The sequence below is a fragment of the Kiritimatiellia bacterium genome (assembly GCA_025054615.1).
In the GTDB taxonomy this organism is placed as follows: domain Bacteria; phylum Verrucomicrobiota; class Kiritimatiellia; order CAIVKH01; family CAIVKH01; genus JANWZO01.
Genome location: JANWZO010000019.1, coordinates 16,903 through 42,615, shown reverse-complemented (window position 1 = coordinate 42,615; position 25,713 = coordinate 16,903). Strand labels below are relative to the sequence as shown.

Sequence of the window (25,713 nt, the reverse complement as noted above, 5' to 3'; positions counted from 1 at the left end):
CGCCCCCGCCTCCGGCCTCCCGCGAAGCTCCGCCGCCTCCGTCGCCTCCCGCAACCGCTCCCGCTGTGGGCGAGTCCGAGCCGGTGACCTTGACGGCCACCCCCTCCCCCCAGCCGCCTCCTTCCCCTGCCCCGCAGCGGGCCCCCATGCAGCCGGCGGCGGCGATCCCGCGGGTTCCACCGGCCGCGGAATCCGGGGCCGCTGCGCCTGCCGCACCTTCTACGCGCAAATTCGCTCGTGAAATCGGGGTCGATATTACCCAGGTCCCCGGAACAGGGCCGGGCGGGCGTATTTCCATCGACGATGTCAAAAATTACGCAAGGGCCCTGAATGCCGGACTCATCCAGCAACGCGGACGGCCGGCGCAGCCGCCACTCCCGGATTTTTCACGATGGGGCGAAGTTGAATATCAACCCCTCAACAACGTGCGCATCGCCACTGCCGAGCAAATGTCGCTGTGCTGGACCACGATCCCGCACGTGACGCTGCATGATAAGGCCGATATCACCGAACTCGAAAAACTCCGACAGGAAGCCCGACCGAAGGCGGAGGCGGCTGGGGCCAAACTCACGCTGACGGCCTTCCTGGTCAAGATCGCCGCGTCGGCGCTCAAAGTGCATCCCAAATTCAACTCCAGCATCGATATGGCCCGCGGCGAGCTGATTCTCAAACGGTATTACAACATCGGCGTCGCCGTGGACACCGAGAGAGGATTGCTGGTCCCGGTGATCCGGGACGTGGACCGCCGCAATGTCATTCAAATTGCGGTCGAACTGCAGCGGGCGGCCGACAGAGCCCGCTCCCGTAAATTAAGCCCCGACGACATGACGGGCTCCTGCTTCACGATCACCAACCTCGGGGCAATCGGCGGCGGCTTTTTCACCCCCATTGTCAACCATCCGGAGGTTGCTATCCTTGGAGTGGGCCGCGCCGCCCACGAACCGGTTCTGATTAACGGCTTCTTCCAGCCGCGCCTGATGCTTCCGCTGTCCCTGTCGTTTGACCATCGGATCATCGATGGAGCGGACGGCGCCAGATTTCTACGCTGGATTATTGAGGCCATCCAAAACCCTGTCCTGATTTCCCTGGAGGGTTGAAATCGTGAGTTCTGCGAATTTCCATACGCCCCTGCTGGTGATTGGCGGTGGGCCCGGCGGTTACCCCGCCGCCTTTCTCGCCGCTGATCATGGCCTGTCGGTCACTTTGGTCGACCAGGATGCCAACCCCGGCGGTGTTTGCCTCTACCGGGGATGCATCCCGTCGAAGGCCCTGCTGCATGTCGCGCGGGTTATGAGCGAGGCGCGGGAATCGGTCGAATGGGGTCTCACCTATTCGGAACCCGTGATCGACCTCGATCGCATGAGGGCGTGGAAAGATAAAGTGATTGCGAAACTGACCGGCGGCCTTGGAACATTAACCCGGAAACGGAATATTCGGTTCATCCAGGGGCGCGCGCACCTCCTATCGAACCGCAGCGCGGAAGTCGCCTGTGTAGACGGATCCCGGCACACGATAACTTTCGACCATTGCATTCTCGCGCCCGGCTCGCGGCCGGTCATCCCTCCCGGCATGGACCTTCGGACGGACCGTGTCATGGATTCCACCGCCGCCCTCAACCTTCCGGACATTCCGGGGAGCCTCTTGATCATCGGCGGCGGCTATATCGGCTGCGAGCTGGGCACGGTCTACGCGACGCTCGGCAGCAAGGTCACGATGGTGGAAATGTTGCCGCAGCTCCTCACGGGCGCAGACCGAGATCTCGCCAACGTGCTCATCGGCGTCCTCGAGAAGAAATTCCACAAGATCATGCTCAAGACCAAGGTCGTCGAGCTCGTGGACAAAGGCGACAAGATCCAGGTCCGTTTTGAAGGACTCCACGTGGACGAGCCCGTCCAGGAATTCGACCGCATCTTGATTTCGGTCGGACGACGTCCGAATACCGAGAACCTCGGTCTGGAGAACACTCGGGTCCAGCTCGATGAGAAAGGATTCATCAAAACCGACAAACAGCGCCGAACCGCCGAGCCGACCATCTTCGCCATCGGCGATGCCGCCGGTGAACCGCTGCTTGCCCATAAAGCCTCTCACGAGGGGCGAGTGGCCGTTGAAGCCATTCTCGGACACCCCTCGATTTTTGATCCCCGTGCGATTCCCGCGGTGGTCTTTACCGACCCGGAAATGGCGTGGTGCGGTCTGACCGAACTTCAGGCGCGGCAGGAGGGGCGAGAAGTCAAGACGGTCTCATTCCCATGGGCGGCGTCAGGCCGCGCAGCCACCATGGGCCGGAATGAGGGGTTGACAAAACTTATCTTGGACCCGCATACGGAACAGGTCCTGGGCGTCGGGATTGTCGGCGTCGGCGCGGGCGAGATGATCGCGGAAGGGGTACTCGCCGTGGAAATGGCCGCGCGCGCGGAGGACCTGAAGATGACTATCCACGCCCACCCCACCCTGTCGGAAACGATGATGGAGGCTGCCGAAATCTTCTTCGGCCACGGCACCCACGTCATTCCAAAACGGTGAGGGATCGATTGTCGTTTCCCTCGGGCCGTAAATATTTCCATCACTCCGGCCGGCTATGCTGCCCTTATATGGAACGCGGCCGGCCCTCTTGATTTGTCGGACTGCCCCGATATATCCGATTCGGATATGAAGGATGTCGAAACGACAGTTGAGGCCCGTGCATCGCTGATTCATGGAACCGGAGTGTTTGCACGACGCCGGATCGCAAAAGGCGAACGAATCATCGAGTATACAGGCCTCCGGGAAAAATGGAGCGATCATTCGGCCGGTGAGGGATCTCACACGGAGCTCATGCACGTCAGCCCGACCCATGTCATCAACCCGAGGGAGGGCGGCAACGTCTCCCGCTTCATCAACCACTCCTGCGACCCAAATTGCGAGGCGGTGATCGAGGATGGGCGCGTGTTCTTTTACGCGCTGCGGGACATCGAAGTGGGCGAGGAGCTTCTTTTCGACTACGCGCTGACACTCGGCCGCCGATTTACGCGGGAAGACGTCCTGCGTTACCGCTGCCACTGTTCATCGCCGCGCTGCCGCGGCACGATGCTTCACGTTCCCCCGCACCGGCGCCTGCAGGTGAAGCGGTGGATCCGCGAAGCCGCCCATACCGAAGTCGGATCCGGTTAAGCGCGATCCGTCTCTTCGGAGCCCTTCTGGCCGTTTTTGCGCAGCTTGGCGCCGGCCATGAGCCGCCATTCCCGGTCGGTGAATCGCTCAGAGCCCGCCTCACGTGGGGCCGCATCCCCGTCGGCGAAGCCATGATCGAATCGGAGTGGACCGACGATCAACCGCCACTGATTCGGTTGCGTGTTCACGTCCGATCCAATGCATTCCTGGACCGATTTTATCGAATTGACGATGTGGTCGAATCGATCGTCGACCCGACAACTTTTCTGCCCATCCGATTCGAAAAACGCCTTCAGGAGGGCGGCTCGTTACGCCATGACATCACGTTTTACAACCGCGAGGAAGGCCGGGTCTTCTGGCACAATTTGCTCGTGCCCGAGCGGCGCGATTTTCCCGCGCCACGGGACATCCGAGACATCCTCTCCCTGATGTACTCCCTCCGATCGGCCGATTTCCGACCCGGGCAAACAAACTGGTATGTGGTGTCCGGCGACGAGGGCATTATTACCGTTGGAATCGACGTCAATTCGCATCAGACTTTTGAGCATCCTCGCTACGGCAGGATCCCCGCGTATTTCATTCGCCCGATTGTCGGGAATGACCCGCTGTTTTTGGGGCGAATTCCGCGGCAACTGTGGATTTCCAGCGATCCCCCCTACGTCTTGCTAAGGCTCAGTGTCGAGGCGCCGGTCGGTCGGATCCACCTCACGCTGGATGAAATCCTTGGCCATCCTCGAGGTCCTTGGCCATACCGGTCGACCGGCAGCTCGACCGATAGCCACGCGGACCGCTGAATTCGATCGTCACTCGGGCGACGGGGCCAGGCGGACAACACGGCCCGGTGCGGACTGGCGGCTTCGAATCTGCCCATCCACGGCATCAATCACGATCCATTGATCGGCTCCGAGACCGACATTGACGAGGAGCAAACCATTCCGCTGCGGCGCCACCGCTCGCAGCGTGTGCGTGGGCTGGTCCAGCGCAATCAGGCGAAGATTCAGCTCAGATGCCTCTTCACGAATTTCGAAAATGGCGACCTCCGGCCGGGGCGCGAACGATTTTTCGACGTCGTCCTCACCTCGACGCTTGAGCTTGCCACCCGCGGCGGCGGCGATCGCGCCCAGTGCAGGAATCGGTTCGGGCGAATAGAGGCCATGGCCGACCGGGATAACTTGCGCGACTTTGCGCGCAGTCAGGTCAATGAGTACAGCCCCGCCCTCGGGTCCCGCATTCAGCACCAGGGCATGATCCCGCCCACCGATGTCCACCCCAACTGCTCGGTCCGGAAACGCCGTCCCCCATGATCCGTCCAGCGACGTCGGGATCGTCGTCCACCGCGAGAATTCGCCATTTCGAGCCGCCTCGAGATCCATCAAGCCGACCGCGCCATATAAATCCAGGGTCACCAACAGCGTGTTGGAGCGCGGAAACAACAAGACGACCTCGGGTCCCGGTCCGCTTTGCCTCAGGTCGCCGTCCCTTCCAAAATGAAGTTCGCTTCGGTCGCGCGGGAGGCGCAAATCGGCTGCCACTTCTCCGGTTTCAAGGTCCAGAGCGACCAACCGATGTCCGAGGCGTTTACCATCCTTGCTGTCCTTTTGAAGCGTAACCCACGCGAGGCGACCGTTCGGGTCGAAGCGGACATCCTCGGGCCGGCGACCCGGCGGATTGAGGGCGCTCTTGAGCTGCCAATCGCGCAGAACCCTACCTTCAGCGAGGTCGATCAGATATACCCCGCCTTCTTCGCCCCCGACAATCGCCCGGCTCGCCCGGACGCGTATTTCATCGAGCTTGTCCGAAATCGTGAGGGTCGACACCAGCCCGGTGGGGTTTCGGATGACCAAGTTTCCCGGCGCCTTTGCATTGACAGCCAGCACCGCCCAACCCTCTCTCGTCTGGGCCACTTTGCCGCCCTCGCGTGCAGCGGGCGAAGCGTACACAATCTCCTGCGTGAGGACGACGCCAGAATCCGCATCGACTTCGATCCTTCCAAGCCCGCCCGCTGCGCCAGCGGTAAAGCTGAAGAAAATTTGAGTTGGCTCAGCCCATGCCTGAGTGCAGAGCCAAATCGCGATGAGCCAGAATTTCCATGCTATGGAAAAAGTATGCTTCATGGTTTCCATCCTATGGAAAAAATGGGCTTTACGAATTCCATGCTATGGAAATTCAGACCTATGGAATGTGCGGAGTTCGAGCTGCGGGTCCGGCGTCCGCGGGTTCCGAAGTATTCTCCGCATCACATAATGCGCATTCGTTAGGTTGAGCTCGAGCGCGCAACAACGCGTCGAGGATTTCGAGCGTGCCCTCGGGCCCTGCGGAAGTGGCGACGATTCCGCCTGCGCGGAGGACGATTTCTCGGATGTCCGGGTGCGCATCGGCGGGACATCCGACCAGGCCCGCGTGGCGGCCGTCCAACATCGAGAGGTCGTTCTGATGGTCGCCGACGGCGAGAATGTGGTCCGGCCCGAAGCCTCGAGCCTTCGCATATGCGGAAAGCGAGGGACCTTTGCCCAGCCCTTCCGGCAGGACCGCCACCCAGCAACCGTTACGGCTGACGAAAACCCTAGGAATGTTCGCAGTAACCCGCCGGACTTCCATGAAGAGGGCTTCCGCCTGCGCGCCTTCATCTGCCGCGCGCAGAGCGGGAAAAAGGCCTTGTTCGACGTAAAACAGACCCGGAAAATCGCTGGCCCAGCGAGGCAGATGGGGCTCGAGAGCAGCACGAGCCTCCCTCGAACAGCGCGAGAGCCGGGATTCCGCGTCGAAGTTCCACGGTTGGAGCGGCTCGTATTCCGAGCCGCACCGCAGATAGACAAAACTTTCCGAGCAGATCAGCGCGTCGGGGGGGTGCGTCAACCCCGCCATTCGGCTCCGCTCCAACACAACCTTCTGGTCGATAATATCCCGGCCACTGTTCGTACACCAGCGAATACCTAGCGCCTCCAGCGCATTGATCGCGCGGATGATGTCTGGATGAAAGACGCCGGTCGGATCCGGATACACCATCACCGTCCCATCGAAATCCAGCGCAACCAAGCGGATCGAATCCATGCGAGGGTCGGTCTTCATATTGCGTGAGGATGCTGCATTTCGATGGCCAATCAATGCGGAGATTCCGTGACGCGGTTCAGCAATCGCTGGGTGAGCAGTAGGGTGGCCGTCGTGGCGCCGATTGTAACTGTGGCCATGGCCATCGCCGCGCCGACATCACCTTGCTCGAACTGGTTGAAGATGAAAGTAGCCGTGGTGTCCATCCCCGGCGGCAGGAGCAACACGGAGCAAACCAGCTCGCGCACGCAGACGATGAACGTCGTCAGCCAGGCGGCCCCCAGCGCGGGAGCAAGCTGAGGAAGCACGATCGCCCGGAGAATGCGGAACCGCCCCGCCCCAAGCTGGGCGCCGGCCAGCTCCAAACGCGGATCAATCCTGCGCACAGCCGCTCCGGCATAGGCCAGCGCGTCCGAGATATAGCAGACCACATACGCGAGCAGCAGCATGCCCAGCGTGCCGTACACATCAATAGGCACCCACGGGGCGTTCCATGCGAGGATCAGGCCGACCGCCAGCACAATCTTCGGAATCGCGCGCGGGAGAATGCCGAGCGCTTCAATCGCCCTTCGCATCGCGGGTCCGGACCGTGCCGCGACATAAGCGATGCAGCCGCCAATGAGGGCGCACACTGTCGCCGCGATAGCCGCGAGACCCAGGCTGGTCATTAGCGCCGAGCGCCCTCCGGAACCTGGCGATAACAAAGCCGCATAATGCCGCAGGTTCCAAGTTGGCCCGTCTTCGGTCCAGCGATCGACCATGCTCATCGCCAGCATGGCCGCGTAGGGCATTCCCGTGCTTAGGACAAACAAGCCGCCAAACCACAGCCAGGCCAGCGCCGCCTGCCAGGGGGTTAGCCGCGCGGTCCGCACAGGCGCCGCACGGGCGGGAGCCGGGGCGGCCTTGCGAGAAAAGCGATGGCCAATTTGGGCGGAGAGCAAAGCAAACGCCGCAAGCACGGAGGAAAGCGCCGAGGCGGCGGGTAGATCGATCGGCCAGCTTGTGACGAGGTTGTAAATCTCCGCGGGCAACAGCGCGAGATTTGCCCGAGTACCTAGCACCGCCGGCACGCCAAAATTCGACAACGCATCGAGGCTGACGAGCAGACCCGTGTTTAGAATAGCCGGCGCGAGGAGCGGAAGCCGGATTTCGCGCCAGAGCCGGCGACGCGACGCGCCGAGCTGAAGCGCGGCATCCTCGAGCCGGCTGGGAATGCGCAACAGGGCAGCCTCCACCCCCAGCGCCACATAACCAAAGGACGCCAGCGCCATGACAAGCGTCACGCCGTGGAAGGAAAAAAACCAGTCGCGCAAGCTTTCAGGCACGCCGAACCACATGTCGCCGAATCCGCCGGGTTGAAGAAAAACGACGTAGGAGAGCGCAGCCACATACGGCGGCGTCATGATGGGCACCAACAAGGTTATCCGCGCCAGCGCCCGCCCCGGAAGGGCGCAGCGCGCCAGGAGGAAGCCACAGGGGATCCCAAAGAGCCAGGCGAGAAGCGTGGTCGCCGCCGCCCATGCCGCTGAATGGGCGAGCATGTGCACGAGGTCCGGTGTCTGCCCCAACACGCGAAACGGGACCAGAAATCCCGAAAAATCTCCCCCAAGTCCTTCAGGGAATAGACTCTGAAAGGCCAACAGGGCGAGCGGGTAGCCGCACGCCAGCGAGAGGAACGCGAGTGCAAACACCGCCCCCGCCCGGGCGCGGCCGAACTCTCGGCGTCGCCCGCTCACCGGACTTCCCCCGCCGCGCGTTGCAGAGCGCGCCTCGATGCAGCGCGCTCGATTTCGAGTTGGAATTTTCGGAGCAGAGCCGCCTGTCGCGCGACCGCCAGATCGGGATCCGGTCGGATGACCCGTTGAGGTTCCGCTCCACGAATCGGATGAGCCGGCACATCCAGCCGGGCCGGAATCAAGCAGGCGCGAGCGACGCGCTGCTGGCTCTCTTCGCTCAGATAGTGTTCCACGAATCGCCGGGCCAGTTCCTGCCTTCGCGAGGATGACAATATGGCCATCGGGCGGGTAACCAGGACAGCGCCATCCTCGGGATACATCATCTCCAGCGGCTCGCCACGAAGAATTTGTTGGTAAATAATGTAGTCAACCGCGCCGAGAAGGGCGTCATAGACGCCCATAGACAGCGCCTGAATGGCCTGGTTGTTCGCGGCGGCGAAGTCCATTCCTCGAAGTCTCAACCGCGCAAATCCGGGCAGAACGGTTTCTCCCAAATCCAGCGCGAGACCTACAACAAAATCGCCCGTGGCTCCGGACCGGGATGGCGACGGCATAACGACCCGCCGAGCATCGTCGATCTGGAACCATTCCGACCAACTTCGCGGCGCCTCGCGGGCTCTGTCCTGGCGCAACGCCACACCGACAAGGGTTGCCGCTGATCCCCAATATGCGCCGTCGGGGTCGCACCACTCGGCTCGCAGACGATCTGCACAAGCCGGGCGGAAGGGCGCCAGACGCCCCTGTTTTTTGAGCGCGTGGGCGGGGACCTCGCCCGCCAGGAGGATCACGTCGGCGCGTGGGCGATATTTCTCCGCCTCCAGTCGAGCGAGAATCTGGCCGGTGGTGGCTTGAAACAAATCGACGCGAACGCCCGCGTTCGAGGCAAAGGAGGTGCAGATCGCCTCGGCTAATGGGCGAGGACCGGCGCTGTAAACGATTAGTCGGTTGACATCCTTTTCAGCAGCGGGCGAGCAGCCGACAAGCAGCGCGGCAATGGTCATGGCCGCACATGTCTTCATGCAGGGTCGTAGAGCAGGCCCATGTGGGCGGGATCGATTTCGACGCACACCCGGTCTCCGCGAAATACGGGGCCGACCGCCTCGCCAGCCAGCTCAAAACCCGAGGGCCACCGCGCGACCGCTTCGACCCGCGCGCCCAAGAATTGCCGATCTGCGCACACGGCAACCTCGCGGGCATCCTCGGAAACGCCCCGAATATGGACCCCTTCGCGGCGGATGTAACACCACCCTCGAGGAGGCCAATCCTTGCGGGCGGGCAGGCGAAAATGCCCATCCAGAATCAGGCGCCCCTCCCGCTGTTCAAAGGGAACGGTGTTCGCCGCCCCGATGAACGAAGCGACAAAGCGGGTCCGCGGAAACCGGTACAGGGTTTCGGGGTCGTCCACCTGCTCCAGCCGTCCTTCACGCATCACCGCGACTGTGTCGCCAAGACTAAAAGCCTCCGCCTGGTCATGCGTGACGTAGACCGCGGTTAGGCCCTCATCGCGAAGAAGCCGTGCGATTTCAGCCCGTAACTCGGCGCGGAGACGGGCATCCAGGGCGCTCAGCGGTTCGTCAAAAAGCAACAAATCGGGGCGAAAGGCCAGCGCGCGCGCGATGGCAACGCGCTGCTGCTGACCGCCGGAGAGCTCGGACGGGAGGCGATTGGCATAATCCAACATGCGCACCTTGGTTAGCGCATCGCGTGTTCTGCGCTCCCGTTCGGCAGTGTCGAGACCCTGCACGCGGAGACCAAATGCGACGTTTTCTGCGACGCTCATATGAGGCCAGAGGCTGAAGTCCTGAAAGACGGTCGCAAACCGGCGTTTCGGAATCGGGACGAAGCGACGCGCCGCCGGATCGTCCAAGGCACGTCCGTTGCAGGAAATGCGACCCGCATCGAGAGGGACAAATCCGGCCACCGCATTTAGAAGAGTGGATTTGCCGCAGCCGGAGGGGCCGAGAATCGCGAGGCACTTGCCCTTTCCGATCGAAACACTCACACCCTGAAGGACTCGGAGAGAGCCGAGAGTGACCTCCGCCCTTTCGATCTCAAGAAATGCAGGCATAGTGATCGGGGCGGCTGCGCCGCCAGTCGGCGCCCCTTGCCATGCGGCGCATGCTCGGATCAGGGCCGCTTGACGCGAATGCGGCGCAACTCCATCCCGTTTGTTCCGGGCCCAGTAATCCACACCATATTCGACGGAGCGACAAAATTCGTCACGCTGAGCCATGGACCTGTGATGAGATTGGTTGTCGACTGAACCTCATACCACCGCCCGCTGACCAACCCCACGGAAGCAATCCCTGCAGAATGGGCAGTCCACAAGAAAGCGCTGCTGGCGGAGTTGGGATCCGTGCCGGCGATCCACTCTTCGAGATCCGTCTGGCCGTCGCCATCGGAATCGTTCGTCGGATGGACAGGTAGGGCATAGCCGGGCGAGGCGACATCAGTGCCGGGGGAGCCCTCGCCATTGTCAGGCGCGATGTACGCGCCATTTTCGCCAGCCACACTGAGACCTAAGTTTGAACCATCGCCCGCCCATTCAAACGAGTAACCAATCGTGGCCGGCGGGATCACGACGCTGGTGATTTCAAGTCCATATTGGTCGTAGATGTACAGAGCATCCCCCGCGGAACTGAAATTCTGGAACACGGCGGGACCCGCGCACCAGACAGGCGCATTGGAGGGCAAGCCCCACTCTTGTAGGAAAATGGATTCGGTCCCTGCAGGCCTCGCGGAAATCACATAGGTGCCGCCGGGCGGAATGACATATCCGTTGAAGTGGCCACTTCCGGGGATATTGGAATCGTCATCCCAGGAGATGCCCGTCAGGTCGACGGGCGAATCCCCGTAATTGTAAATTTCAAACCAGTCCCGATCGGCCGGATGCGAACTCTTCGACATCACCTCCGTGATTCGAATCGTTGCGACGGCCGCTGTCTGGACGATGATCTGAACCTGTGCCGTGCTTGTGCCGTCCACGTCGGTCGCCGTGAAAATGACCGCATAAACACCCGTGGGCGTAGCGAACCACGTCAGGGTTCCCACGGTCCCCGTTGACCCGAAGGTCGCACCGGAGGGTCCGCTTTGCAGGGCGAGAGTCACCGGGTCCCCGTCCGTCGCCAGCGCTTGAACGGTCATTACGACCGTATTGCTTACTTTGACGACGCGATCCGGAATCGGCGCGATCAGAGGCGGTTGCCGGTCCGTATTCCAGTGATTCGTTTGGCCCGGCGTGATCTTTGCGCCGGCAGGCATAATGACCGATCCCCGGAACGGATTGTAGGTTATGCCGGCGCTATCCGACGCATTCGTCATCAAATCGCCGTTGAACCACGCGGCGAAGCTATGGGGATTGATGTTCGTCGCCACGCGGGTGGCGGCATCGGGTGTACCCGAAGATTGCGTCAGCGACGCCGGCGTATAGACGCGGTCTCCCACTGATCCATCGAGCCAGCCGACACTGTCCAGAATTTGGGTGAACGGCGTAACATCGAATGTGCCGTCATCGTTTGTATCAAGATCCTGATCGACGGATCCAGTGAAGTTCGTGACAAGGAGGAATGTCGTCGTGTCGTTGTCGAGCCGGCCGCGCGGATGATTCATGTCCATAAGGGCCGTCGCGGGCGGCACTCCAGTCCACGCCGGCCAGAACGACTGGTACATCTCGCCGATCAGAAGAAGACCATTCGAACCCAGCGAAGATCCGGAAAGATCGCGAGCCCAGAAGATTTTCCCAATGTTCGTACCATTTCCGCTTATTTCTAGAATCGAGAGCCCTTGGAGCGGGGTCCCGGGCGGACCTTTTATCTCGACGTACTCCCTCGAATCGTCCGTGCCGATCGGATTGACGAGAATCTCATTGATCAAGATCGCGCTGTTTGTTGCGTATAGCGGCGGCGATGGTGAAATCGGGTCCCCCGTGAACCGCACGTTGTCGAAGCGCCATGTTCCTGAGGGGGAGTATGCGGAACCGCCGGAGATTCTGGCGCGGTGATAGGCGGTGTTCGGGCCTTGTACCCCTGCGAATTCATCCGTGAATGTCACTGGTGAAAAAATTGACACAATACGGATGCCGAAACCCGAGTTGTTGTTCGCCCCTGCTACAGAGGCAAAGGAGATGTTCGTAAAACTGTAGAATGTATCGTGAGGCGAAAGTCCGCCTCCATTCGTCCAGAAGGGAACCCAGGCCACTCCGCCGTTCGTTGTGTAGTCGACTCGGGCCCAGCGGGATGCGGTGCCCGAGGCGCGATGATCGAAGCGAAGCGCTAGGTTCGAATATCCGACGGTGCTGACAAAAAAAGCGACGCCCGCCGATCCCGAATTTGTAAATTGTCCCGGATAGCTGGATGTTTGCCAACCCTGCAGACTGGAGTTACCGCTTGCAAATGCTGACGAGGTCCCGCCGACATTTGTAGCCAGGCCGCTGCCGATGTTCGGAGTGAGATCGGTCTGTTCGAAGTTCCACTCCGTGATCGTATCGCCCATTGCGCAAACTGCGTAAAACAAAGGGAAAAGGGAAAGTAATCTTTGTGGAATTTTCATCCGGCAGGCTCCTCCTTAATTCGCGACGCCGAGAGGATTCCAAATGATGTCATCCTTGTTGTAGTTCCCCCCGACCGGAGTGGTGACGTATCTGTTCTCAAAGTGACGGGCGGACCCATCGGCCATCGCGATGTGACCGCCGTTTCGATGCCGCGCGGCAAATCGCTGCCAATCGGCTTTCGCGCGGTCGAGCGAGGCGTTTCTATGCGGATCCCCCGCAGGGAGTTCCTCTGGAACCGTTCGCATTTCCACCATGACCGCCGTCTGGGACGGGCGCGGAATGCTTCCGATCCAAACCCGGCTGCCCGCCGGCAGGGACTGATTTAGTTTTGAGTTGATCACATAGCAGAAAAAGAATGCGAACTGGCCGGATTTATACGGAGCGTTGGGCGGACGTTTGGCATACGAATCCACGAAAATGCTCTTTTCAGGAGGCAGCGGAACCTTTTGGCCCATCGATTCCCGATTGATATCCAAATAGGTTTTCTGGCCGACGTACGGGGGGAGCATGTTCGCCCACCAATTCATATTGGTGATGGCGCCCGAAACATTGTCCGGCCCATCCCAGGGCAGTAACTGGTCATCCCGATCGGTCATCGCCAGGTGGATGGCAAGTCCCCACTGGCGCAAATTCGACAGGCTTGACGCCGCACGCCCCCGGGCCAACGCCGAACGGACCGTCGGAAAGATCAACCCCGCAAGAATGCTTATAATCGCGATGACGACCAGCAGTTCAATGAGCGTGAAAGCCCGTAGCTTTCGCATGCGGGATGGCATTGGCTGGTCTAACTTTGCGTGTTCGAGGCTCAGACGCCGTAGCGCCTGCGGAATATGGCGGCCAGCGACATGCCGATGACGGCCAACGCAACAGTTGCCGGTTCGGGAACAACTTCAAAATTACCGAATGTCCACGAATACGGATTCACATTATCAGATTGCCAATTCGCCGGATCGTTGACTGCGGCCAGAAGCTCGGCCGGCGTTCCCGTACGAATTCCGACATAAATCCAGTTGTCGTTCGTTCCCAAGGCAACATTCGCCCCGCTTAGCATCGAGGGAAGGTAACTGGCCGACGTGGTTCCGAGCCCGTTTGTGATCCAGTTTCCGCCCGAGAATTGAACGCCGTACAAGAGACCTGTGATGATCCCGCTGTATTGGCCGGGGACCGGGTTTGAAACGACCGGACCAGTGAAGGCGAATATTTGATCGCCAGCCGTGGCAAGATTCATAAAGCTACCAGAACCGGTGCCAATGTTCCAAGTGGTCCCATTGAAAATGATTACCGTCCCCGCTGCAAGTGGATTGGCATACGTCCATGTCAAAGGACCGCCACCAGAGGTATCCAAATGTTCCGACCACCGAAAATTCGTATTTGTGATTCCCGATCCATCGCCCGAGCCATACGAAGAATCGGTAAAACTGATGGTTGTATTCGCGGGAATGTTTACCAACGGTACCCAGGCAAAACTATCCGGCGCATCACTGTTGGCCATGATGATAAGGATGTCGCCCGGAGACAAAAGAGCCGAAACTGAAACGACTCCAACCATGCACAACGACCCGACAGCCAATAATAACTTTCTCATCGATATTCCTCCTCAAAACTGCATATGAATGTGACCCGGAGGTGTTGAATCCAGTTTTGCACTTCGTTAGATTTGCGTTAGATTCCCAGCGCGCCATTCTCTCTCCGAGCGCCATCATGCATGCTTGGAAAATATGGGTTGCGATTCTCCTGTTGCTCGATGCCGGGCTTGGACTTTGGAACGCTCAACGGCTGGCTCATGTGGTCCCACCGCGCCGACTGGTGTGGATCGCGTCGGTTGAGGCCGTTATCGCCATCCTTCTCGCGATCTGGCACTTTAGCCCGAGTTTGGGACAGCAATGAGCACGGGGGATCAAATTATTTATTTAGATGCACCCGGCATCCGTCGGCGATATGTTTTGCACCGACCCACGGTTGTCCATCAAGGAACCCCCCTACCCGCCGTGATCATGCTGGACGGCCGAGGCGGCACGCCATGGACGGCGATGAAAAGCACTGGATGGAGTGCGCTTGCCGATGATGAGGGCTTTCTCGTCGCATATCCCGAGGCAACCCGGATTGATCCACATGGTCCGCTTCATTTTCTGACCAATCCGCAAATGTGGAACGCCGGGTCCGGAGGGTCAGACGCGGAGCGCTCTCATGTTGATGACGTCGGATTTTTGAATCTGCTTTTGGACGACCTCATTCAGCGGGGCGCGGATCCCGCGCGCCTGTACATGTGCGGCTTCTCAAACGGCGCCTCGATGACGTTCCGATTCGCTTCAGAAATCCCGGAGCGCCTTGCAGCCTTGGGGACGGTCGCCGGCCACTTTCGTCAGAATCAGGCCGGTCACCCGACAAGGCCCATTCCGTTGGCCCACTATTTCGGCATGCAGGATCCGATCAGCCCGTTCCATGGCGGCCTGGTGAAGCTGCCTTGGGGGCCGACCGAATTGCGTCCGCCGGCCCGAGATTCGGCGGTCTCATGGGCGAACCGAAACGGCTGGAGCCATCCTCCGACCCACGAAGCGGGTGAAGGTTATTACCGCGAACGTTGGGGCGAACCCGGGCACCCTGCCGAAGTTGTTTTCACGGCCATCGAGGACCTCGGTCATGTCTGGCCAGGCGGCCATCGGCTGCTTCCGGAGGCGCTCGTGGGCAGGCCGTCAGACCGACTTTCGGCCACACGAGAGTTATGGGCTTTCTTCTCCCGTCACAGCCTTTGAACAGCGCCGATTCCGAAGCGCATCCGCAGCGAACTGCAACTCCGGGGCTCGGATCAGCCGGGCGCTGGTAAAATAAACGAGCATCCCGAATCCGATGGTCGCCAAGACCGTCGCCGCCTCACCCCATTTGCCGCGCACGCCGATCGATCCTATGAATCGCGCCATGGTTTCCATCGAGATCCAAATTGCGAGAACCATAGCCGCCGAACAAAGCAGGGCCCGCCCCGCAGAGGCAAGGATTGAGGCCCAGCCGGGCGAACCGAGGCGACGGTGTAGCAGCCAACCGAGGGTCAGGCCGTTCACCGCTTCGGAAATGACGGTCGATAATGCGAGGCCGGCATGTTTCAACTCTGCGGGCCACGTAACCACGAACAGGACATTCAACACAAAATTCAAAGCGACGCACCTCAGGCCAATACGAAAGGGCGTTCCCGTATCCTGCAGGGCATAGAAAGCTGGAACGAATACCTTCGCGAGGCAGAAAACCATCAGACCGGGCGCGTAGAACCGCAAGGCCACCGCAGTCCGACTCGCCGCCTCGGCGTCGAATCGGCCTGATCCGTAGATCAGTTGCACGATGGGACCTGACAGGGTGAGCAGACCCACGGCTGCCGGTACCATCACAAAAAGCAGCGTGCGCAGGGAATGGTTCAAGGTCTGCCGAAGTTCGGCATGATCTCCCTTCGCGGCGTGGCCCGAAAAAACGGGCAGCAGCACCGTGCTCATGGCTGTTGCCAGCAGTCCCTGCGGAAAGTAGAGAAGCCGTTCCGCATAGAATAGAGAAGCCGGCGCCCAAGGGGCCGCCCAGCGGGCCAACAAGGCGTTGACCATGACGTTGACCTGTGTGACCGATTGACCCAGGGCGGTTGGCGCCATGAGCCGAAATACCCGCCTGACCCGCGGGTCGGCCCATCCCCATACGGGGCGGGGCCGAAATCCGAGTTTGATCAAGACGGGAAGTTGAATGCCCATCTGCGCTAGACCGGCCGCGAGTACCGCTGCCGCAACGCCATAGATTTGCTGGTCCGGCTGGTCGCCCAGCCTCGGGCAGACCAGCGCAACAGAAGCTATCCAAATCATGTTCAACAGGCTCGGGGCGAACGCCGGAAGAGCAAAATGGTGGCAGGCGTTGAGCATGGCCATGAACAAGCCCGCAAGGCAGATAAACAAGAGGTAGGGCATCATCACGCGCGCCAGCGGCAGAAGATGTGGCGCGCGCGCCGCCAAATCTGGATTCCACGCCTCCAACCCATAGGTTCCCACAATGAGGATCGCGACCAGGATGCACAGAAAAAAAGCGACGACCGTTGCCGTCTTGCGTGCAACCTCCCACGCCTCCGCTTCACCCTGCTCCCTACGGGTCGCAACAAACACCGGAACGAAAGCGGAAGAAAGCGCGCCCTCGCCGAATAACGCGCGAAACAAGTTCGGCAGCCGGAAGGCGACGACGAAGTCCGACATGACCGAACTGACGCCAAATGCGTTGGCCGTGAGAACGTCGCGTACCAGCCCCAACAGGCGGCTCAACGATGTGAATCCGCCCACCTTGAAAGCGGACCGCACTACCCGATTTTTTTCCACGCAGAGACTAGGTGCCGCGCCGCTTTCGAAATCAACGAAAATTATGCGTCCCGCCCTTTTCCCGAACGTTGATGCGCTCCGCATCCGTGCCTTTCCTTTGGCCGGGGCAGCCGATATAAACGCGCCCGATGAAGCTTCCTTCGCCGTTCGCCGCCCGCGCAGCGCTCTTAATGCTCCTGGTCATGCCGCCGCTCTTTGCCGGGTTGGGATCGGCCGACTGCGAATACCACATGGAGGTGATGACGCTTGCCTCTTCGCAGGAAACCTGGCTTCGCCTCCAAACCGATTCCGAATCGTGGAAGCTGCCTACGTGGAACGGATCCCCGCGAGTGAACAAACCGCCCCTCGCCGTCTGGCTGCATTTATTGGCCTGGCGGGACCTCGATCCCTCGAAAGATCCAGTGGACGTCCTGGTATTCCGTGCGCGGCTCGTGGCGGCATCTCTCGGGATATTTGCGCTGCTGGCGATTTGGCGTATCGGGACTCTTCTGCACAGCAGCGCGTTCGGCTGGCTTGCGGCTGCTGCCACCGGCACAAGCCTGCTGTTTTTGCGTAATCTTCGGATGGCAACCTACGACGCTTACCTATTTGCCTTCTCCACGCTGGCCATACTGTGCGCGCTGGAGGCCATACTTCAGCGCCGCAGCAGCGAAAAAGAGAGCCGGCTCGTGTTAGTGTCTGGCTGGGCGGGCTTCGGCTTGTTTACGGCCTGCGCCCATCTCGTGAAAGGCCCAATTTCTTTGGTGATGACCCTGATTCCCGCCGCAGTCCTGATCGGCCTTCTGAGACCGGAGCGGCGTCAGTGGTTGGGGTTGGCCGCGGCCCTGATCCTCGCGGGGTTGCTAACCGCGCCTTGGTATGTGTTTGCGATTTCCAGCGTGCCCGAAGCGGCGCGAATCATGGGGGGCGAATATCGCGCAGCGCGCACCGAATTCCAGCCTCCCTGGTACTACCTCGGTTTGATCGGTTTGGTGGCGCCGTGGTCGATCTGGCTGGTTGCGGCGTGGGTTGAAATCTTTCGCAAAAGGATCTCCATCCAAGCCCATGCCGTGAAGGTTCCCGCGGCCTGGTTTGCCGCCATTTTTTTGCTGATGTCCCTGCCTGCTGCCAAGCAACAGCGTTACATCCTTCCCATCCTCGCGGCCACGGGGCTGCTTGTCGCCGTCGCTTCCATGCAGGTCGGTTGTTCTGGCGCCATGCCGCGGTGGTTGAGGGTCGCCGCGCCGGCGCACGGTTGGCTGCTCTTCGCCGTTTCGGTCGCGCTGGCTCTCTTCGGGCTTTTGCAGCCCGCGCTGCTCAATGCCGGCCTACTCCATCGGCCGGAGATCGCGGTCCTGCCCGCGTGGTTCGTTATTATTCTGGGGGCCGTGCTGGCAACCCTAGCGCGGCGGGTTGTCAGCCACGCGCAAAAGCTCGATTTGGAGGGCGTGGCGATCTGGACGGCTATCTGGATGGCCGTGGCTGCGACACCGCTGCTGTACGACTACGCCCATTCGCACCATAGCCGCTACCGACAACGCGGCGAAGTCGCCCGCGTGATGGCTATAGTGGGCGATGAACCGCTGGCCTACGCGATGTCCCCCAACCTCCCGGACGCCTATGAGCCACCCGACGGAAAGATGCTACTATATTCGCGACGAACGATACCACTCTGGGAACCCGGGTCAGACCCGCCGTTCGGCTACCTGATGGCCGGAAGAGATGAGGCCCTACGCGCCGAGCTTGAAGCGGCTGGCTGGCAACTCATTGACCAATTTCATGACGGCAATATGCCGCGACTGCTTTTTCGCGCGGGACGGGCCGACCGCAACAATCTATAAATCTCTGCCACCTGCTGAACTGTCCTTGAGATGTGATATTCTCGGGTAATCCGCGCATACGCCGCCTCGGCAAGCCGCTCCCGAGCAGCCGGATCGCCGGCCAAATCCATGAGCACCCGGGCCAGCTCATTCGGATTACCCGGTGGAACGAGCCTGCCCGATACGCCGTCCTCGACCAATTCCACCAGCCCTCCGGACGCGGAGGCAACCACCGGCACACGCTGAGCCATCGCCTCGATCGCGGCTTTGGAAAGTCCCTCGCCCTCCAGCGAGGGAACCACCAGCACATCGAATTCTCGTATGCGCCGGAAGGCATCTGGCACAAAGCCAGGCGCCTCGATGCGACCGGCATGCTCTGGCGAACGGATCAACTCGCGCGCCAGCGGATCCAAAATCTCTCCGATGAGTACGAGGCGATATTTCAAGCGAGAATCGAGATGACGCGCCGCTTCAAGAAGTACATGAGCGCCTTTCACCCTCCGCATGTTCCCGATGAACCCGATGACAAATTCGCTGGGATCGCGCCGCCGCTCCGACGGCTCCGCAGGGTACCACGACGGCTCATGGCCCTTATGGATCTTGAACAGCTTTGACCGCGGCACTCCTCGCGCGGCCAGCGCTTCCACAATAGAGTCGGACAGGCACAGGATTCCGTCCACACGGCGGTGAAAGACGCCGAAAACATTGGCGGGATCAAAGCGGGAGAGCCGGCCAATCGCTCCTCTATACGCGACTAGACAGACATCCGCCGGCAGGCGCGAGGCAAGAGCGCACGTCAGCGCGCGCGAGGTGAAACATTGGACAATGTCTGGCCGCCACTCGCGTATGCGCTGACGAACCCGCCGCACGGCGGCCGCATCCAGCCGGGAGCGAATTTCCAGCAGTTCGGTCAGCAGACCTGCTTGACGCACTTTTGCTTCGAGGGCTGGCAACAGGGATCCCATCACGGATCCCTCGAAACCGGCCGCTTGAAGTCCGATCATCAAATGCGTTTCCGGCAAATCACTTTCGCGCGTCAGGTAGAGGACTTTCATGGCGCTATGCCAAGACCTCGGCCCCCCGACTCTGTCCTCCGGGTGGAAAGGCATCGCCGGAACCTGGTGGACGCCATCTGTCGGACTGCAGGCAATGTAGGAATGACGCTAGTGCGATGCCGCCGACCGCGCAAGCGCGGATTCGCCGGCGTTGACAAGCGGGCGCGCCTCGTCGGCAATGACGTCATGCGGTACCCGGCAAGCCTCGCGCTCGAAGCCATCGCGTTCGCCGCGGAACGATTGCCCGACGAGGCACTTCGCCCGTTGGGCACTGCGGCGGGATTCGCGCTTTCGGTGGCCCTCCGAAACCGACGGCGCGAAGCAGAATCCGCCGTCATGCAAAGTCTTGGGCTCGGGCAAGATGACGCCAGTAAGGTGATTGCCTCGATGTTCCGGCACCTCGGTTGGTCGGCGGTCGAGTGGTTGCGCTACAGCGGCCATCGCTCCAGGGAATTCGCCGGACACGTTTCGATCACCGGCGGCTCGGCGTTGGAAGCCGCGCTGGCCGCCGGCAAGGGGGCGCTTATCCTAACGGCGCACATCGGGAATTGGGAGCTCATGGCGGCAGCGGCCTCACGCTGGGGCCCGGTCGGCTGCGTCGTGAAACCAATCAAGGCGCGAGGTGTGTCGGCGTTCGTTTGCCGGAGACGCGAGCGGATGGGCCTGCGACTCTATTCGCGGGATGGATCTCTACGGCCGATCCTCCGCGCGTTGGCACGCGGCGAAATCGTTGCCATGCCGCTGGACCAAAACATGCGTTTGAGGCGCGGCATTTTCGTACCGTTTTTCGGGCGACCGGCCTGCACAACGCCGGGCCTGGCGATCGCGAGCGCGCTGGCCAGGGCGCCTGTCTTTCCCGCATACATGATTCGGGAAGAAAGGGGCCGCCACCAGCTTCATCTTGAATCGCCAATCGAGCCGCCGCCAGATCTACGATCGGCCACCATTCGCGAATACACCGCGCGGTACACCGCCGTCCTCGAACGCATCATCCGCGCGCATCCTGAACAATGGCTCTGGATTCACCGACGCTGGAAAACTCAGCCTCCGTCGACCGCGTCAGACCCCATCGACACACCACGAAGATAGATCGGGTCTTCACCGAGGCTTGGCCGCGACGGCTCGAGCAGCTTTCCATCCCATAATTCAGCCCGCCGAAAATGCAGGCTGGCGGGAAGCGGCCGAGGTCCTTCCCACGAGTAGCCAACGGCCACACATTCGCCGTCGCGGCGTCGAAACTGGTGGAGGTAGGCTCCTTTTCCGACTTCAATATTCCGCACGAATTCTGCGCCTTCGAGCATCTCGAGAAGTCGTCGCCAGGCGAAATACGCGGGCCTTGGTCGCCAGGGATTTGAGAGATCATCCACCAGCCCATACCCGCGCGCGACGAGCCGCCACCAGTACACGCGGTCGACCAGCCCGCTGCATGCGGCCTGCAGGAGGTAGCGGAGCATGTAACGAGCGTAGGTGTTTTCATCGACGGCCGGACGGCCAAGAGATTGTCCGGGATAAAGGTAGGGGCAGCCGACGGGCGAGTATTCGCCGGCATCTGCTAGCGGCCAGTTCACTTCTGACACCACCACTCGCTCCCCGCATCGGCCTGACGCTGCGGCGACGGCCCGGGCGAGCGCAAATTTTTCCACCGTAGAAAACCCTAACTGGCGCGTCTCCGGGGAACCCCGGCGGTCTACGTAGAGATGGTGGGAAAAAGCATCCAACCGAAGTTCCTCGGGCAGGACCTTCAGAAATGCAGCCGCCTGGTGAAACTCAAAATCAATGCATGCGGGCCCCATCAACGCCAACCTCGGAACGCGGCGCGCGCTAAGCGCAGCGGCTGCCGCGAGCTGGGCATATTCCCGGATATGCCAGAGACCCCATTTCACCCGATTGATGGCGTGCCCGATTTCGAGCGCTTCGGCAAATTCGGCCGAACGATCGACCACGAAATCGCACATCTCACGCCACAGGGCCGGATCGCGCACCGCGGCGCGGTCCTGGCAGAGTGAATAACTGACAGAAAAACCATCTTGGGCAAGGCGCCGGCCGGCTTCGCAAACAAAACGCCAGTGATCCTGGCCTTTGTGCCGATAAACGCGGATGAGCACGGGCAATCCTGGCATTTGCTGTAGCCACTGTCGCTCTTCCTCCCACGATTCGGGCCTTGGCTCCACCGCTATTCCCCAGATCGACTCCATTCTACGCCGCGAACCGAAGGCGCGTGACGCCAAATCCGAAAAAGCTTTTGCAGCCGCGGGGAAAAGGCGGATCGCAGTGGTTCCGATCGCGACAAAATTTGAGTGGGGATACCACCTCATGCGCTCCCGACGAGACCACGCGGCAACTGGCTGCGCCGTCTTTTCGTCCCAGATCCAGATATCGCGCGGGTCCGGCGCCAAGCGATGAGCTGCCTCCTTCTTCCTGTTCCGCCAATGAGAAATCGGATGGCGCAACCATCGAGTTCGTGCCCGAATCTGATACAATGAATGCGCGATCCGAACGGCCCGATAAAAGGACTTAGTAGGGCGCGAGGCAAAATACATTTCGCACAAGATGCGAAACAGCTCGCCGGGCAGGTCCAGGCGTCCGAAGTCGGCCGCTCGCTCCCCGATCCGCAACGGGCGGTCGAACAGTCGTGCCCGGCCGAGGTCAATAACCACTGCACGCCAGTCGTCGGGAGCCGCTTGCTGAAGAAGGATGTTTTGGTTGCCGAGGTCGCGGTGTTGTACGCCGGCGTCGTGCATTGCGCGAATCGTGCGCGAAACGGCCGATAGCATCGCGAGAACGAAGTCACAATCGCAGGGCCGTCTGAACGCTTCGTCAAGCGCATCTCGAAGGCTGGTGGATGGGTCGATACGGCGGCTGATTAGAAAACGAGCGGCGATTCGGCTGCCCTCCCAGCGAATCAACCACGCTACCGGTTCCGGCGCCGCTGGTCCATAAGGCATCAATCGCATCGCGGCGGCAAACGCACGGGCCTCGGAAAGCCCGAATGCCTGAGCCGCCCAGGACACCAACGCCGACACCGGCGCACCGACACGAATGACGACGGGCACGGTGCGATCTCCAATATCGAGGTCCGCCAAGAAAATCCGTTCGGCGTGCCCTGGCCGCCTCTGCCTCGCCTTCGACAGCCATTCGTCAAATTGCTCGAGCCGACGGCGGACGACCGGAGTGTCGAACGACGGAGAAATTTGCCCGATCCATGGCCCAAATCGTTGGAGGCCGCCGTTCACGATCCGCCTGAAACATCTATGTGGCTGGCCAAAAATCGATCCGTGTCCCAGCAATACCGCTCAAGCGCGATCGCTCGTGCCCGATTCCCCTCGCGCCGTCGGGAATCCGGATTGAAAATCATAAGTTCCATCAGAGCAGAAAGTTGATTCACATCTGCGAATAGGAATCCCCCGCCCTGCTCCAATTTCTCCCGATATACCGGCAAATCGCGCGCGAGAACCGGCAGCCCACTCAGCATTCCCTGCACCATGGCTTGAGAGAAGGTCTCGCGCATCACGCCCTCGTCCCGCGAAGGGCACACGATCACATCCATCTCGCGCAAAAAGTCGGGAATCTCGTTTTCCCGCATCCATCGATGCACGAAAAGGCCGGGGATTTCAAACGAGGGAGGCTGAAGATATCCGGCGAGATGGAGTTCGGCTCGCTCGCGCGCCCGTGGGGATAAGCGGCAAAACGCCTGGACCGCCTCCGCTGCGCCCTTCCAAGGTTGGTCGAGGGCGCCGAGCACGATGAACCGCACAGGCTGCCCCTCGCGAAACGAAGCGGGCCGGAATCGCTGCCAATCCGCAACGCCGTAATCGATAGAAACGTCTCGAAAGCCGTGGTCGCAAAACTGCCGAGCGATCTCTGAATTGACGGCAACGATTCGGACCTGCCAGCGGCGGAGGCTTCGTAAGAATCGCCCTGATGGGGTCCGGTGCGCAATGAGCACCAATCTCTCAGCCGTGCGCCGAAGATGCAGCCATGTCAACAGCGGGATGAGCCCGTTGGCCACATTCCCTAGGATCAGCGTAGCAAATCGCCGATCTCCGATGGCGCGAAGCCACACAGGCGTGCTCCACAAACCGCGCAGGGGAGTGCGCGAGAAAACGGCGCATCCGCCGAATCCGCGAAAGCTGAACTCGGATCGCCACGCCACATGGGCGGGAACGAGAAGGGGCCTCATAGTTCGGGCCAAATCCCTCGCCAAGGCCATGGTGAACAACTCGCCACCTCTCAATGGATCGGGGGGCGGCTTCAGAAAGGACTTTTCAATCAGAAGGATCGATCGGCGTTCGGCTTCAGACATCGGGCCGTTCGCCCTGTTGCTGTCGGTACTCAAGTTCCCACAGTTTGGCGTATTTCATGCACACGCCGAATGCGCTGATGACGGCGATCAGGAACCCGCGCCGCCCGTCGAGGAAACCGCCCCGAAAAATATAAGCCTTTAGAAAGCGCAACGGAGGCCGCAACAGAAAATCCCGCCAACGAAATCGGGCGTGAATTTTGAACTTTTCACGCGCGGTAATGCTGGAAAAGCGGTTCATGGTCTCCAGGTGGTCATGAATATCGTCGTAGGTGTAGTGATAGAGCGGGCTCTTGAGGGTTTTGACCTCCCCATCGACAAAGACCTGGTCATGGGGCTCCGTGCCGCCGCTCCGGCCCCGTTCGCGCAGAAACAAACGAAGTTTGTAATCCGGATACCACTCGCCGTGGCGAATCCATTTGCCGAGATAATTGACCATCCGAGGAAAGCGATACCCTGCGATTCGCCCATCGTTGGAGGCGAGTTCCCTTTCAATTTCCTCTCGGAGTTCTGGCGAAACTTCCTCGTCCGCGTCGATGAAAAGAATCCACTCGTGCGAAGCGAGTCGGCGAATGTAATTCTTCTGACCGATGTACCCCTGCCAGGGATGCTGGTAGACGCGCGGCGTGTACTCGCGGCATATTTCAACGGTCCGATCGGAACTGAAGCTGTCCACCACAACGATTTCGTCGCACCAACGGACGCTTTCGAGACAACGGCGAATATTCCTCTCCTCGTTGAAGGTGGTCACACATGCGGAAATTTTCGGCCGAGTCTTCACGGAACCAGCTCCCGCAACGCCGCATAGACGCGGGACGGCGGCAACGCGGCGAGCCGCTTTTCCGCGTCCCGGTCCCTTCGGCCGATATCGCGCGATCGTGGACCGTCGTCCGTGACAACCCGCACGAGGGGGCCGATCGGGCCGGTGACGGCCGGATCCGTAGCGCCGAAGACCGCCACCACGGGCCGACCGAGCGCGGCGGCGACGTGCATTCCTCCGCTGTCATTACAAACCACGGCGTCACAGACTGCGAGCAGCGCCACCCACTCCAAAAGGCTCGTCTGACCTGCGAGGTTCAGGGATTCCTCAATCCCGATTGTCGCCTGATCGCAGCATTCGCGATCGGCCGCGGACCCGAGAGCCACCACGCCGCCGCCGGTCTCCGCGTGCCAGCGCGAGGCCACGCGCCCAAACGAAAGGGCGGGCCAACGCTTGGATGGACCCCTCGCCGCGCCGGGCATGACCGCCAGAAGTGGCCGAGCAAGACGTCCGACTGTTCTGCGGGCCGACACCATGGCCTCCTCGGGCACGTGGAGCGCGGGCGTTTCCGGTCCCGTCGGCGGCCGAGCCAATCCCAACAGATCATAGGCCTCCAAGGACTGATGGCCCGGCGCCGGGTCGGGCGCCACCGACGTAAGCAGCCACCTCCGCCAATGGCCGGCGCGCCCGACGCGCTCCGGCACACGGGCGAGAAACGGGGGGAGGGCGGCGCGAAATGAATTCGGCATGATCACAGCGCGGGAAATGCCGCGTTTGGCGATTTCGCGGGCGGCGCATCCGATCGATGAGATAGAATCTCCATACAACAAAATCTCGTCGGGCGCCCGATGAAGCATCCAAAGCGGCGCCAGCGGTGATTTGGTTAGCAGCAACAGACGTGTACCCGGATTCACCCGCCGCCATGCCTGCAGGGCGGGCATCGACATGACGGCGTCGCCGATCCAATTGACGCCGACCACGA

General features: G+C 61.0%; 22 protein-coding genes. 8 read left to right on the top strand and 14 right to left on the bottom strand.

Features of this window, described 5'->3' with window-relative positions; genetic code table 11:
* The 4 genes from NZ740_08915 to NZ740_08900 all read left to right on the top strand — a co-directional run.
* Nucleotides 1–1,097 (top strand): 2-oxo acid dehydrogenase subunit E2 (locus NZ740_08915; GenBank protein MCS6772128.1); only part of this gene is annotated, 1,097 nt, incomplete at its 5' end.
* Between the two features lie 4 nt (nucleotides 1,098–1,101).
* Nucleotides 1,102–2,523, top strand: coding sequence for a dihydrolipoyl dehydrogenase (gene lpdA / locus NZ740_08910; protein MCS6772127.1), 1,422 nt, complete (start codon nucleotides 1,102–1,104; stop codon nucleotides 2,521–2,523).
* Between the two features lie 126 nt (nucleotides 2,524–2,649).
* Complete coding sequence (locus NZ740_08905) at nucleotides 2,650–3,150, top strand: SET domain-containing protein-lysine N-methyltransferase (GenBank protein MCS6772126.1); 501 nt, start codon at nucleotides 2,650–2,652, stop codon at nucleotides 3,148–3,150.
* Nucleotides 3,108–3,944: a DUF3108 domain-containing protein gene (locus NZ740_08900; protein MCS6772125.1), complete on the top strand. Its 837-nt coding sequence runs from the start codon at nucleotides 3,108–3,110 to the stop codon at nucleotides 3,942–3,944. Before NZ740_08905 ends, NZ740_08900 begins: the two co-directional genes overlap by 43 nt.
* 9 nt (nucleotides 3,945–3,953) lie before the next feature.
* Here the strand turns inward: NZ740_08900 and NZ740_08895 are convergent, their stop codons facing one another.
* From NZ740_08895 to NZ740_08860, 8 genes are all read right to left on the bottom strand, one after another.
* Nucleotides 3,954–5,264 carry a hypothetical protein gene (locus tag NZ740_08895; protein MCS6772124.1) on the bottom strand — a complete coding sequence of 437 codons (1,311 nt, stop codon included), beginning with the start codon at nucleotides 5,262–5,264 and terminating at the stop codon, nucleotides 3,954–3,956.
* Nucleotides 5,265–5,322: 58 nt separating this feature from the next.
* Complete coding sequence (locus tag NZ740_08890; GenBank protein MCS6772123.1) at nucleotides 5,323–6,219, bottom strand: HAD family hydrolase; 897 nt, start codon at nucleotides 6,217–6,219, stop codon at nucleotides 5,323–5,325.
* 32 nt (nucleotides 6,220–6,251) lie between these two features.
* Nucleotides 6,252–7,934: an iron ABC transporter permease gene (locus NZ740_08885; GenBank protein ID MCS6772122.1), complete on the bottom strand. Its 1,683-nt coding sequence runs from the start codon at nucleotides 7,932–7,934 to the stop codon at nucleotides 6,252–6,254.
* The gene (locus NZ740_08880) at nucleotides 7,931–8,953 is read right to left on the bottom strand and encodes an extracellular solute-binding protein (protein MCS6772121.1); all 1,023 of its coding nucleotides are present in this window, start codon (nucleotides 8,951–8,953) and stop codon (nucleotides 7,931–7,933) included. The genes NZ740_08885 and NZ740_08880 overlap by 4 nt, the downstream gene beginning before the upstream one ends.
* Nucleotides 8,950–10,002: an ABC transporter ATP-binding protein gene (locus NZ740_08875; GenBank protein ID MCS6772120.1), complete on the bottom strand. Its 1,053-nt coding sequence runs from the start codon at nucleotides 10,000–10,002 to the stop codon at nucleotides 8,950–8,952. The genes NZ740_08880 and NZ740_08875 overlap by 4 nt, the downstream gene beginning before the upstream one ends.
* A 59-nt stretch (nucleotides 10,003–10,061) precedes the next feature.
* Nucleotides 10,062–12,425, bottom strand: coding sequence for a lamin tail domain-containing protein (locus NZ740_08870; GenBank protein MCS6772119.1), 2,364 nt, complete (start codon nucleotides 12,423–12,425; stop codon nucleotides 10,062–10,064).
* A 72-nt stretch (nucleotides 12,426–12,497) separates the two neighbouring features.
* The gene (locus NZ740_08865) at nucleotides 12,498–13,247 is read right to left on the bottom strand and encodes a type II secretion system GspH family protein (protein MCS6772118.1); all 750 of its coding nucleotides are present in this window, start codon (nucleotides 13,245–13,247) and stop codon (nucleotides 12,498–12,500) included.
* Nucleotides 13,248–13,288: 41 nt separating this feature from the next.
* Nucleotides 13,289–14,068, bottom strand: a complete 780-nt coding sequence (locus tag NZ740_08860; GenBank protein MCS6772117.1) for a PEP-CTERM sorting domain-containing protein — start codon at nucleotides 14,066–14,068, stop codon at nucleotides 13,289–13,291.
* Between the two features lie 116 nt (nucleotides 14,069–14,184).
* Between NZ740_08860 and NZ740_08855 the strand changes: the two genes are divergently transcribed.
* On the top strand, nucleotides 14,185–14,370 hold the full coding sequence (locus NZ740_08855; GenBank protein MCS6772116.1) for a hypothetical protein: 186 nt from the start codon (nucleotides 14,185–14,187) through the stop codon (nucleotides 14,368–14,370).
* Nucleotides 14,367–15,236 (top strand): hypothetical protein, encoded by an 870-nt coding sequence (locus NZ740_08850; protein MCS6772115.1) that lies wholly within the window; start codon nucleotides 14,367–14,369, stop codon nucleotides 15,234–15,236. Before NZ740_08855 ends, NZ740_08850 begins: the two co-directional genes overlap by 4 nt.
* Here the strand turns inward: NZ740_08850 and murJ are convergent.
* Nucleotides 15,204–16,901, bottom strand: coding sequence for a murein biosynthesis integral membrane protein MurJ (gene murJ / locus NZ740_08845; protein MCS6772114.1), 1,698 nt, complete (start codon nucleotides 16,899–16,901; stop codon nucleotides 15,204–15,206). The genes NZ740_08850 and murJ overlap by 33 nt on opposite strands.
* Before the next feature lie 44 nt (nucleotides 16,902–16,945).
* Here murJ and NZ740_08840 point away from each other — a divergent pair, with 44 nt between their 5' ends.
* On the top strand, nucleotides 16,946–18,637 hold the full coding sequence (locus tag NZ740_08840; protein MCS6772113.1) for a phospholipid carrier-dependent glycosyltransferase: 1,692 nt from the start codon (nucleotides 16,946–16,948) through the stop codon (nucleotides 18,635–18,637).
* Here the strand turns inward: NZ740_08840 and NZ740_08835 are convergent.
* Nucleotides 18,574–19,671, bottom strand: a complete 1,098-nt coding sequence (locus NZ740_08835) for a glycosyltransferase family 4 protein (protein ID MCS6772112.1) — start codon at nucleotides 19,669–19,671, stop codon at nucleotides 18,574–18,576. The two genes, NZ740_08840 and NZ740_08835, sit on opposite strands and share 64 nt — an antisense overlap.
* Nucleotides 19,672–19,773: 102 nt before the next feature.
* On the opposite strand from NZ740_08835, the gene NZ740_08830 reads away from it, so the two are divergent.
* Nucleotides 19,774–20,760, top strand: coding sequence for a lysophospholipid acyltransferase family protein (locus tag NZ740_08830; GenBank protein ID MCS6772111.1), 987 nt, complete (start codon nucleotides 19,774–19,776; stop codon nucleotides 20,758–20,760).
* On the opposite strand, the gene NZ740_08825 is transcribed toward NZ740_08830, so the two are convergent.
* Genes NZ740_08825 through waaF form a run of 4 tightly spaced genes read right to left on the bottom strand, consistent with a single transcriptional unit; the run spans nucleotide 20,712 to nucleotide 25,711 of the window.
* Nucleotides 20,712–22,904 (bottom strand): lipopolysaccharide kinase InaA family protein, encoded by a 2,193-nt coding sequence (locus NZ740_08825; protein ID MCS6772110.1) that lies wholly within the window; start codon nucleotides 22,902–22,904, stop codon nucleotides 20,712–20,714. The two genes, NZ740_08830 and NZ740_08825, sit on opposite strands and share 49 nt — an antisense overlap.
* Nucleotides 22,901–23,974 carry a glycosyltransferase family 4 protein gene (locus NZ740_08820; GenBank protein ID MCS6772109.1) on the bottom strand — a complete coding sequence of 358 codons (1,074 nt, stop codon included), beginning with the start codon at nucleotides 23,972–23,974 and terminating at the stop codon, nucleotides 22,901–22,903. The genes NZ740_08825 and NZ740_08820 overlap by 4 nt, the downstream gene beginning before the upstream one ends.
* Nucleotides 23,967–24,752, bottom strand: a complete 786-nt coding sequence (locus NZ740_08815) for a glycosyltransferase family 2 protein (GenBank protein MCS6772108.1) — start codon at nucleotides 24,750–24,752, stop codon at nucleotides 23,967–23,969. Before NZ740_08815 ends, NZ740_08820 begins: the two co-directional genes overlap by 8 nt.
* Nucleotides 24,749–25,711 (bottom strand): lipopolysaccharide heptosyltransferase II, encoded by a 963-nt coding sequence (gene waaF / locus NZ740_08810; protein ID MCS6772107.1) that lies wholly within the window; start codon nucleotides 25,709–25,711, stop codon nucleotides 24,749–24,751. The genes NZ740_08815 and waaF overlap by 4 nt, the downstream gene beginning before the upstream one ends.
* Nucleotides 25,712–25,713 lie beyond the last annotated feature (2 nt).

Coding starts and splice junctions, on each gene's coding strand:
- NZ740_08820 (MCS6772109.1), bottom strand. CDS start 23,974: ATGTCTGAAGCCGAACGCCGATCGATCCTTCTGATTGAAAAGTCCTTT.
- NZ740_08855 (MCS6772116.1), top strand. CDS start 14,185: ATGCATGCTTGGAAAATATGGGTTGCGATTCTCCTGTTGCTCGATGCC.
- NZ740_08840 (MCS6772113.1), top strand. CDS start 16,946: ATGAAGCTTCCTTCGCCGTTCGCCGCCCGCGCAGCGCTCTTAATGCTC.
- NZ740_08870 (MCS6772119.1), bottom strand. CDS start 12,425: ATGGGCGATACGATCACGGAGTGGAACTTCGAACAGACCGATCTCACT.
- NZ740_08850 (MCS6772115.1), top strand. CDS start 14,367: ATGAGCACGGGGGATCAAATTATTTATTTAGATGCACCCGGCATCCGT.
- NZ740_08895 (MCS6772124.1), bottom strand. CDS start 5,264: ATGAAGCATACTTTTTCCATAGCATGGAAATTCTGGCTCATCGCGATT.
- NZ740_08890 (MCS6772123.1), bottom strand. CDS start 6,219: ATGAAGACCGACCCTCGCATGGATTCGATCCGCTTGGTTGCGCTGGAT.
- NZ740_08835 (MCS6772112.1), bottom strand. CDS start 19,671: ATGAAAGTCCTCTACCTGACGCGCGAAAGTGATTTGCCGGAAACGCAT.
- murJ (MCS6772114.1), bottom strand. CDS start 16,901: ATGCGGAGCGCATCAACGTTCGGGAAAAGGGCGGGACGCATAATTTTC.
- NZ740_08905 (MCS6772126.1), top strand. CDS start 2,650: ATGAAGGATGTCGAAACGACAGTTGAGGCCCGTGCATCGCTGATTCAT.
- NZ740_08860 (MCS6772117.1), bottom strand. CDS start 14,068: ATGAGAAAGTTATTATTGGCTGTCGGGTCGTTGTGCATGGTTGGAGTC.
- NZ740_08830 (MCS6772111.1), top strand. CDS start 19,774: ATGACGCTAGTGCGATGCCGCCGACCGCGCAAGCGCGGATTCGCCGGC.
- NZ740_08880 (MCS6772121.1), bottom strand. CDS start 8,953: ATGAAGACATGTGCGGCCATGACCATTGCCGCGCTGCTTGTCGGCTGC.
- NZ740_08865 (MCS6772118.1), bottom strand. CDS start 13,247: ATGCGAAAGCTACGGGCTTTCACGCTCATTGAACTGCTGGTCGTCATC.
- NZ740_08875 (MCS6772120.1), bottom strand. CDS start 10,002: ATGCCTGCATTTCTTGAGATCGAAAGGGCGGAGGTCACTCTCGGCTCT.